This window comes from Mongoliitalea sp., assembly GCF_054166905.1.
Map to the genome: position 1 here is coordinate 132,459 of NZ_JBSZCK010000014.1, position 12,961 is coordinate 145,419.

The window sequence follows — 12,961 nt, forward strand, 5'->3', positions numbered from 1 at the left end:
AAGCTTATGAAGTTTTTAACCTCACTTTCCTTTTGCTTTTTGCTGTTGTTAGTCAGCTTTTCGCAAAAATCATGGTCACAACAGTTACCTAACCAAGATTATATCATCTTAAAGTCCGGAGAAATTGAAACTGGTAAGATTGTAAGATCTTTTGACCAAAGTAACTATTCCGTAGTGAAATTTATATCTCAATCTGGAGCAAAAAAAGACTTATTACCTAATGATATTCAGGGATTTGGCTTGGATAATGGAAGAATCTTCAAAAGCATGAAGTTACCCGGTAAACCAAACAAAGTTTTTGTTCAACAGATACTCACAGGCACTTTCAATTTACTTAGCCATCAGGACGACATTTACATTGAAAGTGAGTCAGAGCTTATTCTTATGTATAAATCGCTGGAAGAAAACAACTTCGCTGGGAGAATTGTAACCAATATCAAAAAACCATTCGTAGATGATTTATTGATCTTATTTGCCGGAAACTGTGGAACTTCGTTGAGAAAAAACATAGAAAAAACCTATTACTCTGATTATGGTTTTTTAGACCTGCTGGTCAGATACCACGAATGTGAAAATCTCCCGTACCAAGTTCACATCGAAAATATTCCAAAGTTTAGGTTATCTCCTACCATAAATGTGGGCGGCAATTATGCTGCAACCCTCATAAGTGACCGAACCAATGATCGCTTGGATGTTTTTGAGCAACAGTTCTTCCCTTCTTTCCAAATAGGTTTGCGACTCCATCAAATAAGAAATGTGCCAAAATTTGGGCTTGATTTGGGCGTAGGGATGAGTTCCTATTCAAACACGGTCATTTCCCAGTTTGAAAACCAAAATACGGTTTTTACAGGTAGAGAGAACTTTCATATAAGTTCTACTTTCATCCCCTTTTCAATCAACTATTCATTTTATAGAAATAGATTTTTCGATGCATTTGCAGGTGTAGGGGTGATTTATCGGATGAATACCATTGAAAGTGATTTTTCAATTTTAGATAGAAAAAACAAGGTAATAAATACAACTACTTTGGAGGAAATCCGACTCACTACTTATAAAGAACACATTACAAGCCCCACTTTTAAAATCGGTACGCATATTAATTATTCCAAAAAACTTGGGATAATTATAGAATTGCAAAGCAGCTTGCTGTCAAGTAGTTACTCTGTTTGGTTAGAGAATAATCGTGCGCAGTACAGCGAAGTCATTAACTCTCTTTTAATCGGCATTAGATATTAATTCATAGAACATCATGAAAAGCATTCAATTTTATATCGCTGCAATCACATTTTTATCAATTCTATCTTGTCACTCAGATCGCATTGAACCAATAACCCATCCAAGATTTACAATTGCATTTATCCAAGATATTAGTGAGAACGGGGTTCAATTATCCGCCGATATTCATGAATTTGGGAGTGAAGAGATATTGGAATATGGGTTTATGTATACATCCACTGCTGTTCCTCGAAGCAATAACTCCATTCGAGTCTTTGAAACAGGTAGACCAAGTAAGTCCTTTCAAATGCTTGCTACACATTCCATGAAGAAAGGAATAACGTACAATGTTGTCGCTTACATCAAAACTTCCTCCGGATATGTTTATTCTGAAAATGTACGATTTGAAAGTAAGGGCTCCCAAGGATTTGTTTTACAGGACATGATTATCCCACAACCACTTTACTTTGGAGACACCATTACCGTATTTGCAGCAAACATCAGTCAGGTCTTGAGTTATTATGATATCAAAATTGAAGAGGCTTATCCAGCAAAAACCATAGAAATCGGTGAAAACAGCTTCAAATTCATCTTCCCTGAAGTATTTGAATTCAATACCCGAAACTCCGAAGAAGGGATATTTCGCTTTGATTTAAAAATTTCAGATAACACTTTGACGGTCCTGAAAGAGGTAGCATTTCGAGAACCCGTCTTCAAAGAAAATGCCTTATTTCCCGTAAACTATAATCAAAACGTAGTATTAGAAGGAGAATTTTTAGAGTCCTCAGAAATACGAGTAGAATATCAACAGCAGCCTTTGGAAGTTGTTCAAAAATCACGCAATCAACTTACTTTCAGGCTAAATGCCCGTTTTGATGAGGCTACTCCCACTATTCATGTCTGGATAAGGGGTCGGTCCTACATTGTGAAAAATAGTTTTAAGATAAACCCCACTGAATTTGCTACTGCGGAGCCCTTGGTTATTTCCAACTGGCTTGAACGTATTACAGTTCCGGTTGTAAATAAAAACCCTTTTGAAAACACCTTTTTCGTAGAAAATGAAAGCTTGAAATTGGAGGAATTACAATTCCCGATAAGTGCTGATGATGTAAATTTTAGAATTTTACAAGTAAATGATTTGAGTAAAGCCCAGCACAAGGTGTATTTTAAAAACTCTAATAATCAATCAGAAAATTCACTCAACTTACAAATTACAGGCCCCTATTTACCGATACTTCATTTGACTCCAGAAGAAATAAACATCCTAGGTGTAGGGGGTATAGGTATTAGTGATGATTCAAGAAAAGTCGGATATTTCTTTAGAAGAAGAAGCATCTACCAATACGATCCTAAAACAAATCAATTGACATTTAAAATCAGTAATAGTGAATCAACTAAGAACACTATAGCTAATCTTTTTGCTATGAGTTCACCAAATGGGAAAATTTATACAGGAGCATCTGACCCTTGGAATTCCTCAGTACCTTCAGATTTTTATGAATTTGATCCGGCGATCAACAGCCTGAAAAAACTGCCAAACTTACCATCAGATTTATTATTCATTAAAGCGGCACTTGCGCTTAATGATTACTTTTACTTGGAAACAGAAGATACTTTTTGGAATGAAAAGATAGGTGGTGCTACTTCTATCGTGGAACGCTGGAAATTTGATTACGTGCAACAAACCTGGCAGCTGTTATCGAAAGTGACAGAAGCCCGTGAAGCAGGAGTAAGATTTCTCCAAAGTTTTAGATACAATGGTCATACATATATGATTGGAAGCCTTGGAGGTGATAGAAGGCTACTTATCTTCGATGAGGCTCAAGAGCAACTAAGAGATCTAACAGCTATCAACTTACCTAGTCTGCAAAAGAGTGAGCCCATAGTGAGAGGGAATAAGGTATATTTATCTGCAGGAAATGGATATTATGAATTAAACATGATGACCTACGAGGTAAACCCTCAGCTTAAAGCGGCTCGTAGCTATTTCAACCGATTTAATCAATCTATGGCTGTACATATAAATGATGAACTTTTTATGTACAGCGGTGATGATCAATTAGTCTATCTGAATATGAAATTATTTGATCAATAAGTGGAGGTAACCCACCAAGGGAAAAGACACCTGTCAATTTGTACCGAAATAAACATTGGCATATTCCTTGAATTTATTGAAAGAACCTTCTTAACTTGAAGGTTCTTTCTATTTATACGATTAACGTGGCAGTAAACCTGCCATCTTGTCCTTTATGAACAAACACAACGAAAATCCATATCAATCATTATTCTTGGGAGATTTTGCGGGAGAAGGAGATTTGATCCATTTAATTACAGAAGAAGAGGGAGAAACTTCCAATCAGATTGATTCCTACCCAGATGCAATACCCATTTTATCGGTTAGAAATACGGTTCTTTTTCCAGGAGTTGTCATACCAATTACGGTAGGGCGACAGCGAAGCATCAAATTGGTAAAAAAAGCCCAAAAGGGAGATAAACTTATTGGTGTCTGCGCACAGGTAAATCCAAATAACGATGACCCTTCTTGGGATGATATCTACCATGTGGGTACTATTGCAAAAATCATCAAAATGATTGTCCTACCAGATGGTAACACAACGATCATTATCCAAGGCAAAAAACGGTTTAAAATAAGCGAGCCAATTTCAGAGGATCCTTATTTTACTGCAAAAGTTGAGTTTTTGGAAGAAAATTTCCCCAAAAACAGCAAGAGGATTCAAGCCTTGGAAGAGTCTATCAAAGAAGCTGCCGCTAAAATCCTTCACTTAAATCCTGAGATTCCAAGAGAGGCCCAAGTAGCCTTGGATAATATAGACAATACTGCTTTCCTGACGCATTTTCTTTCATCCAATATCAATGCTCCCGTTGAGGCAAAACAGAAACTGTTGGAAATTAATGATGGCTTAGAGAGAGCTACGCTACTGCTAGAGTTGATGATGAAAGACATACAGATGTTGGAGCTTAAAAGTGAAATTCACCGAAAAGTTCACACCGACATCGATCAACAGCAGCGTGATTATTTTTTGCGTCAGCAAATGAAGGTACTTCAAACTGAGTTAGGTGAAGAAGGTCCCGAAAAAGAAGTGGAGGAACTACGTGCCAAAGCTGCCAAAAAGAAATGGCCAAAGGCAGTTGCTGAGCACTTCGAAAAAGAGGTCAATAAAATTCTACGCATCAACCCTTCGGCTGCAGAATACCCGATCGCGCTCAACTATGCAGAAACCATGGTTGAGTTACCTTGGAATGAATTTACAGAGGACAACTTTGACCTGAAAAATGCCAAAGCCATTCTCGATAAAGATCACTCTGGATTGGAAAAAGTAAAGGAGCGCATCATTGAATACCTAGCTGTATTGAAGCTAAAAAATGATTTAAAAGGTCCTATTCTTTGCTTATATGGACCTCCAGGAGTTGGTAAAACTTCCCTGGGCAAATCCATTGCAGCTGCTTTGGGAAGGAAATACATCCGCATGTCTTTGGGTGGTGTGCATGATGAAGCTGAAATCCGTGGTCATAGAAAAACCTATGTAGGAGCTATGCCAGGTAAGATCATCCAAAACATGAAAAAGGTCAAAACTTCTAACCCAGTATATGTATTGGATGAAATTGATAAGTTAAAAGCCGATTTTAGAGGAGACCCTTCTTCCGCTTTTTTGGAGGTTTTGGATCCTGAGCAAAACAGCACCTTCGTGGACAACTACTTGGAGGTGGAATATGACCTATCCAAAGTCTTATTTATTGCTACAGCCAACTCCTTGGATACTATTCAACCAGCTTTGCGCGATCGAATGGAAATCATCGAAGTGACTGGCTATACCATGGAAGAAAAAGTAGAGATCGCCAAAAATCACTTGATTCCTAAGCAGCGTAAGGAACATGGACTGAAGAGCAGAGATATTACATTTGATAAGACTGCTATCGTAAAAGTCATTGAAGACTATACCAGAGAATCCGGCGTAAGGAGTTTGGAGAGAGCTATTGGAAAAATCATCCGTAACGTCGCCAAATCCATAGCCATGGAGGAGGAATACAATAAAAAAATCACTCCTGCCGCAGTACGAAAAATTCTCGGAGGTGAGATTTTTGATAAGGAATCTTATCAGGATAACTCTGTAGCGGGAGTCGTTACAGGACTTGCTTGGACTTCTTTTGGAGGGGAAATTTTACATATTGAAACTTCCCTGAGCAGAGGAAAAGGTAAACTCACTTTATCTGGTCAACTAGGAGATGTCATGAAAGAATCTGCTATGACTGCCCTCTCCTACTTGAAATCCAAAGCAGATAAGCTAGGAATAGATTACCGGGTTTTTGACAACTATGACCTGCATATACACGTTCCAGCAGGAGCAGTTCCGAAAGATGGCCCTTCTGCAGGAATTACCATGCTTACTGCAATGGCATCTATTTTCACGCAACGGAAGGTAAAAGCTAAAATTGCCATGACAGGTGAGATTACCTTAAGAGGTAAAGTAATGCCAGTGGGTGGAATTAAGGAAAAGATATTAGCTGCACGTAGAGCCGGCTTAAAGGAGATCATTCTCTGTCAAAAGAATGAACGGGATATTGAGGAGATCGATGAAGGATACTTGAAGGGAATACAATTCCACTTCGTCGATAAGGTTGAGGAAGTATTAAACATTGCTCTGCTCAAAACTAAAGTGGAAGACCCTATGCATTTTGTCTTCCCTGCGGAGTCAACTAAACAGGAGCACTAAGCCCACAAACGTATGAGACAAGATTTTCAAGACTTAACTCCCAAGCAGATTGTTGCGGAGTTGGACAAATACATTATTGGGCAGCACGATGCCAAAAGAAATGTAGCGATTGCTCTGCGGAACAGAATCCGTAGAATGCATGTCAAAGGAGATATCCAAAAGGATATTGTGCCTAATAATATTCTAATGATCGGTTCCACAGGTGTTGGTAAAACTGAAATCGCCAGGAGACTTGCCAAAATCGCCAATGCCCCATTTACTAAAGTTGAAGCTTCTAAATTTACGGAAGTTGGGTATGTTGGACGTGATGTAGAAAGCATGGTGAGAGACCTTGTGGAGCAATCCGTTCACCTTGTACGTGAGAAAAAGAATGAAGAAGTAAAGGAAAAAGCAGCGCTTGCTGTAGAAGAGCAATTGTTGGATATTCTCATTCCCCCAGTGAAAAGTCCCGGATTTGTCAGAACAGGTTATGCTCAGGAAAACGATTTTGACCCTGCACAAGCCGGAGATGATGAATTGAACGAACGTACCAGAGAGCGCTTCCGGGAAAAGTTAAAAAATGGCGAGTTGGAAGATCGCAAAATTGAAATCCAAGTGAAGCAATCTCCTCCGGTAGGCATTGGCATGATCGGTAATGGTATGATGGATGATGCTAGCATGCAGGGGTTACAGGACATGATTTCTGGCATGATGCCAAAGAAAACCAAGAAACGTAAGGTCAGCATTGCAGAAGCCAGAAAGATTTTGTTGGAAGATGAAACTTCCAAACTGATAGATTTTGATGAGCTAAAAGAAGAAGCCTTACGATTGGCCGAGAATAACGGGATTATCTTTATAGATGAAATCGATAAGATCGCATCCAAAAGTAGCAAAAGTGGAGGTGGTCCAGATGTAAGCCGTGAAGGTGTACAAAGGGATCTATTACCCATTGTGGAAGGCTCAGCGGTAAACACGAAGTATGGTGTCATCAACACAGACCATGTGTTATTCATAGCTGCTGGAGCATTTCACGTAGCGAAGCCTTCAGATTTGATCCCAGAATTACAAGGTAGATTCCCGATTCGCGTGGAACTACAGAGCTTGACAGAAAAGGATTTCTACAAAATCTTAAAAGAACCAAAAAATGCCCTTACTAAGCAGTACCAGGCATTATTTGAATCAGAAGAAGTGTATTTGGATTTCAATGACGAGTCCATAGAGGAAATCGCCCACTTGGCTTTCAAGATCAATGAGGAAGTGGAAAACATCGGAGCAAGAAGATTGCATACAGTCATGAGTCACTTGCTCAACGACTTCTTATTTGATGTACCGGATAGCATTGAGCCAAATTCTAAGATTATGATTACGCGGGATATGGTTCAGGAGCGTTTGAGTTCCTTAGTGAAAAACCGCGATTTATCGCAATACATTTTATAATTCAGCTATGGATTCTCTTTTCATTATTACCGGCAGTAGCAAGGGTATAGGCCTTGCGTTGGTCGAGCAATTGTTAGAGCATCCATCCAATCACATCATTGGTATCGCTCGCTCAGCGAGCACGCTAGTACACGAGCGATACCAATATTTTCAATCAGATTTATCTGACATCCAAACCCTTATACAGCAAGTTGATAACTTTTTCATTACTAAACCCTTTGAAAGGATTGTGCTAATCAACAATGCAGGATGGATCGGTGAAATCGAGCATATAGGAGACATCCAACCAGAAAATATCGTAAGCCTTTACAACTTAAACGTCATTGCTCCGGCAATCCTGAGTAATGCTTTTGCAAAAGCTTATCGAGAATTGGATGTTATTAAACTTGTCATCAATATTAGTTCGGGAGCTGCCAAAAAAGGATTGGATGGCTGGTCGGGATATTCTTCCTCCAAGGCAGCCATAAACCTATTCACAGAAGCCGCTCAAAATGAAGCGAACTTAAACAAAAATGGTATTCGATATTTTGCTGTAGCCCCTGGGGTAGTAGATACCGCCATGCAAACTGATATACGCTCTGCCAAATCAGATTCCTTTTCCTCCTTAGCTAAATTCCAAGGGCTTTATGAAAACAAACAGCTTAGCAGTCCCTCCCACGCTGCGCAGAAAATCATTTACCTGATTGACCGCTTCGAGGAGTTTGAAGGAGTATTGCAGGATGTGAGGGAGTTTTGATTTAAGAGTTTTAGATTTCAGTTGCTACGTTTTTCCCGAAAAATAAAGTCTTTCCTTTTTTCGAAATCAATATAGCTAATAGTTGTTAGCTTATCACCTTGCAAGCTTAGTCCACACCAATGGTTGTGTGAAAGCTTGAATACTTGCCGAATTTCAGATTCATGTAGAGGTTGACAATACTGACCCCGAGCATTGCTTTGAAAAATAGAGATCTCGTGAAGTTTTTCCTGTATACCAGTTCCAAGCCTTTTAAGATAGGCCTCTTTCAACACCCAAAGTTTGAAAAAAGCATCTTCGCGGACGGGGCTTATTTCAATACAGGCCAATTCATCGGTATGAAAGATATCTTCCAAGAAATACCGTTCCAATGGGATTTGTTTTTGTTGCTCAACATCAACTCCACAAGCCATCGGTCCACAGATAAACATAAAGTAGCTTCTGTTATGTGCGATATTGAAAAAAAAGGATGGATCATTTTTCAAGAATGGCTTACCAAATTCATTTGTATAAAAAGAGATATTACTGAAATTTTCATTCAGGTAGGCTCCGATGAGTAGCCTGGGAAACAGTGTACTAATAATCCTAATTTTTTGATCTTCCTGGTGTCTATACTTTCGTATAGCTAACCAATCCTCCTCTTTTAAAAGATCATAATATGCTTCAAATGAAGCAAAATCCCTCGTGATATCTACTTTCCACAGCTGATAACCATGAGTTAAGTTACGTTTAGGATTATCCCCCCATTGTACTTGCAATATACTTTGATTGAATTCCATATTTGAATCGAAGGGAATCAGCTCTTGAATTCGCTTCCTATTTATCACGCAAATTCTTGGAAATAATTATCTAAACTTCAGTTCTCTTCTAGAATTTGTTGCAGTTTTGCTGCAAAATCCACCACTAACTCTGGGTCATCGATCATGGAATTGTGATCGCCTTCCACATCAATCGGAATCACTTCTTTAGCAAATCGCTGCCATCCGTAATACATTTTATCAGACACCAAAAATGTTTTGATTTTTGCTTTCATCAAATATATTCGGTCCTCAAAAAAGGAAAGTAAATAGGAATCACTTGCCTTATGATTAATGGACCGGATCTTTTCAATGGTTGTAAATAAATCTGCGCCATCTTCGGCTTTTTCCAAACCAAGCCATTTTTTGAGGAAAGTACCCTTTCTTGTAAATGAGTTTACTTTCATTCGTTTGAAACTTTCAGGATTTTTCACTGCTAATTGTAAGTCTACCACCCTTTTTTCAAACTCATTCTCCACTTTCATTTTTATTTTACCCCAAGTATCCAAAGCAGTTTCAGATTGATAGGCAGGCACATCAAATAGGATGAATTTACCCATTTCTTTGCCTTGGGTTTTGAGTTGCTTAGCCATTTCAAATGTCACGTAGGCTCCAAAAGACTGCCCTCCAATATGGAAGATACCCTTAGGACAGACTTTTTTTATTTCTTCCAAATAGTAAGAAGCCATTTCTTCTATTGTGTGCAAAGGCTCATCAATTCCATTCAAGCCTTTGGACTGAATACCATAGACAGGCTGATCTTCATCCATCTGAGCAGCAAGTCCATAAAAAGGCGTAACATTAGCACCTGCTCCATGAATCAAAAAGAGTGGCGGCTTGGAACCTGTTGGCTTAATGGGTACAATTACATCCCATGACACATTAGATTCCTCCTGTTCAATAATCTTGGTACAAAACTCTCTAAAAATAGGGCTTTGGAAAATAGTATTCACTGGGAAAGTTTTTCCAAAAGTCCGCTCAATCTCCACCATAATTTCAACAGCAAGCAGTGAATGCCCACCTAAATTAAAGAAATCATCATCCATCCCCAGTTGGTCTACTTTTAAAATTTTTTGCCAGATAGCTGCAATACTTTTCTCAGCATCAGTTTCGGGAAAAGACGAAACTGCCCTGTTTAATTTTACTATTTTTAGCTGAGCCAGCTTAGTTTTATCTACTTTTCTATTAGTTGTCAGGGGAAGTTCCTCTAATACATTCCATGCTATTGGCACCATGTAATCAGGGATTTTTTGGTGTAGCGCTGATCTGATTTCTTGAATCAAGATTTGTTCGTCCATCATCATACTACCGGTAGATCTTGTAATAAATGCCGCCAAAAACTTCTCTTGACTTTCTTCAAGGGCTAACACGGCTGCATTACTGACATATTGAAGGTTAGTTAAAACAGACTCGATTTCTCCCAGTTCGATTCGAAAACCTCGAATTTTAACTTGGTCATCCATTCTACCAAAACACTCTAATTCACCATTCAGGTTTATGCGGCCAATATCTCCTGTTTTATAAATCATTCCCAAGGATGGATTGGCAGGATGGAGCAAGAATTTCTCTTTTGTAAGCGCTTCTCTATTGAGATACCCCTTACCAACTCCAAGTCCTCCTATACAGATTTCCCCGGTAGAACCTAAGGGAACCATATTCCCTCTTGAAGAAAGTATGTAAATTTGGGTATTTCCTATTGGTTGTCCTACTGTAATTGATTTTGCGTTTTTGACTTCTTTGATAGTAGACCAAATGGTTGTTTCAGTCGGTCCGTACATGTTCCAAAGCGAACTTGAATTTTTAAATAGAAAACTAGCCAAATCGGAAAATAATGGTTCACCTCCACACAAAATTTTCAAACCCTGTGTTGGCTCCCAACCCAAAGTTTTCAACAATTTAAAGGTACTTGGAGTCCCCTGCACTATATCTACTTCCCACTTTTGAATAAGCTGACTGATAGCTTTCCCATCTTTATGCTCTTCACTTGTCGCAAGTACTACCGTAGCCCCTGCAATCAAAGGCAATAAGAGTTCAAGACCAGAAATATCAAATGAGATTGAAGTTATCGCTAAAAGCCGCTGTCCCTTAAAAATTCCAGGACACTGCTGCATACTCTCTAAAAAGTTCAAGAGATTCCCATGACTGATTTTGGTACCCTTAGGTTTTCCTGTAGAACCTGAGGTATATAATATATAGACTAGATCATCCAATGCCGGCAAGTGCTCTTCAAAATGCTCTGAATATCGACTTGAATCCAATAGTTCATTTATCAGCTGAACTTGGAAAGTATCTCCTACGTTGTGCTTTAAATCATGATGAGTAAGCACTAATGCTACTTGAGCATCCGCTAAAATGTAATCAATCCTATCTTTTGGCATACTAGGGTCGATCGGTAGATAGGTCAACCCACTTCGAGAAATACCTAAAAGTGCTGCAATTAATTCAACTTCACGATTCAAATAAAGTGCAACAATAGCACCTTTTGGAAGCTTTAATGCTTGAATATTTTGAGAAATTATCCGAGAAAGTTCATCCAGTTTTCGATAGGTATAAGACTCTTCTCTAACTATTACCGCTGTAGCTTCGGGATCATTAGCGACCTGTCGAAGAAAATGTTCCAAAAAACTCCCTTTTCCCTGAAGCAAAAGATCAGTATTATTAATCCTTAACAGAGAATCAGAAAAATCTTTACTTTGACACAAAACTTTTTCAATATGCATTTCTGGAGAGACTGAAACCATTTGAATGATCCATTCCAAGGTATGCATCCAATAAGTAATCAGCTCATCATCAAAAAGCTGAGTATTGTATGACCACTCTAAGACGAGAGATTTATCGCGTTGAGTGACATTGAAAAAGATTTCAAAGTTCTCATACAATCTAGGGTTTGACAGCACAAAGGACTCCAGTCCATCGAATGAGACTAAGTCATCCATACCTAAATCCACATTGAAAACAACAGGTACCAGCGGAATTCTACCTCCTTCCCGTTCAATTTTTAATTGATACAAAAGTGTCCCAAAAGTTAAATTTTGAAATTCCAGATCATCCAAAACCTCGAATTTTCGTTGTTTGATAAAGTCTAAAACGCTAATAGTATCTTGTATTTTCACCCGTGTTGGAAGCAAATTCACGCAATGACCTACTACGTTCTCAAAACCTAATAGATTTTGTCCGGCTGCGGGAAATCCAATAACAAAATCATGCTGACCGGAAATTTTATGTATCAGGATTTCAAACAAACTTTTGATGGTGTGAACTAAAGAACTTTTGGAAGCAAAACTGAGTCTTTTGATAGAATCTACCACATCTTCATTCAACTCAAAGTCTAGCCTTTTACCTTTAAATGTTCGAAATTTTGTCCTTTCTCTGATGGTTGGAAGATTCAGTTTGGGAGGAGAATCTTGAAATTTTTGTAACCAATAATTTTCTGCGTGTTTGCTGATTGAAATACCTTCATCTGAGCTCAAATAATTAGCATAATCAGCAAATTGAATGGATTTGTTTCCAAAATTCTGATAAGTTGGACCAGGATTATTATAGTACTTCGCCAATTCCTCTAACATAAGCCCATAAGACCAACCATCACAAACCACATGATGTGCAACGACCATTAATTGATACCAATTTTCAGACAGCTTAAGCAATCTAAAACGCACCAAAGGACCATCTGTTAAATTAAAAGGTTCTAATGCTTCCGCAGTTGACACCTGTTGAACAGCTAATTGCTTTTCAAACTCATCCAAATTGCTGTAATCAATCTCCTGAAATTCAATATTAGGTTCCTTTAAGATGAGTCCATGACTTCCATCATGGGTGAAAATCATCCTTAAACTATCAAATTTTTCAACCAAACTTTGAATAGAAGTTTTCAAGACCGACACATCTACAGCACCTTTAAGGTCCAATGAAATCGACTCATTATAGGATAGATTTGCTTCGTCACCACCTAAATAGCACGATAAGAGTATCTCTTTTTGAGCCTCAGTAGGCAAAAAAACACGTTCAATGATCCCTTTTGAAAATGGATTATATGTTACCTCTGTCAGTTTATAGTCGGTCATATT

7 protein-coding genes are annotated in these 12,961 nt (G+C 38.4%); 5 read left to right on the forward strand and 2 right to left on the reverse strand.

The window, feature by feature from the left end; translation table 11 throughout:
* Window positions 1-6: 6 nt before the first annotated feature.
* From ACXIUD_RS04545 to ACXIUD_RS04565, 5 genes are all read left to right on the forward strand, one after another.
* On the forward strand, window positions 7-1,236 hold the full coding sequence (locus tag ACXIUD_RS04545) for a hypothetical protein (RefSeq protein ID WP_458051430.1): 1,230 nt from the start codon (window positions 7-9) through the stop codon (window positions 1,234-1,236).
* Between the two features lie 13 nt (window positions 1,237-1,249).
* Window positions 1,250-3,310, forward strand: a complete 2,061-nt coding sequence (locus tag ACXIUD_RS04550; protein WP_458051431.1) for a hypothetical protein — start codon at window positions 1,250-1,252, stop codon at window positions 3,308-3,310.
* A gap of 154 nt (window positions 3,311-3,464) precedes the next feature.
* Complete coding sequence (gene lon / locus ACXIUD_RS04555; protein ID WP_458051432.1) at window positions 3,465-5,948, forward strand: endopeptidase La; 2,484 nt, start codon at window positions 3,465-3,467, stop codon at window positions 5,946-5,948.
* Window positions 5,949-5,960: 12 nt separating this feature from the next.
* A complete protein-coding gene (hslU, locus tag ACXIUD_RS04560) occupies window positions 5,961-7,364 on the forward strand; it encodes an ATP-dependent protease ATPase subunit HslU (protein WP_458051433.1) in 1,404 nt (467 codons plus the stop codon).
* 7 nt (window positions 7,365-7,371) lie between these two features.
* Entirely contained in the window at window positions 7,372-8,100 is a 729-nt protein-coding gene (locus tag ACXIUD_RS04565; RefSeq protein ID WP_458051434.1) for an SDR family NAD(P)-dependent oxidoreductase, read from the forward strand.
* A gap of 17 nt (window positions 8,101-8,117) precedes the next feature.
* Here the strand turns inward: ACXIUD_RS04565 and ACXIUD_RS04570 are convergent, their stop codons facing one another.
* Together ACXIUD_RS04570 and ACXIUD_RS04575 are read right to left on the reverse strand one after the other, a co-directional pair.
* On the reverse strand, window positions 8,118-8,876 hold the full coding sequence (locus tag ACXIUD_RS04570) for a 4'-phosphopantetheinyl transferase family protein (RefSeq protein ID WP_458051435.1): 759 nt from the start codon (window positions 8,874-8,876) through the stop codon (window positions 8,118-8,120).
* Window positions 8,877-8,953: 77 nt separating this feature from the next.
* Complete coding sequence (locus ACXIUD_RS04575; protein WP_458051436.1) at window positions 8,954-12,958, reverse strand: non-ribosomal peptide synthetase; 4,005 nt, start codon at window positions 12,956-12,958, stop codon at window positions 8,954-8,956.
* Window positions 12,959-12,961: the final 3 nt, after the last annotated feature.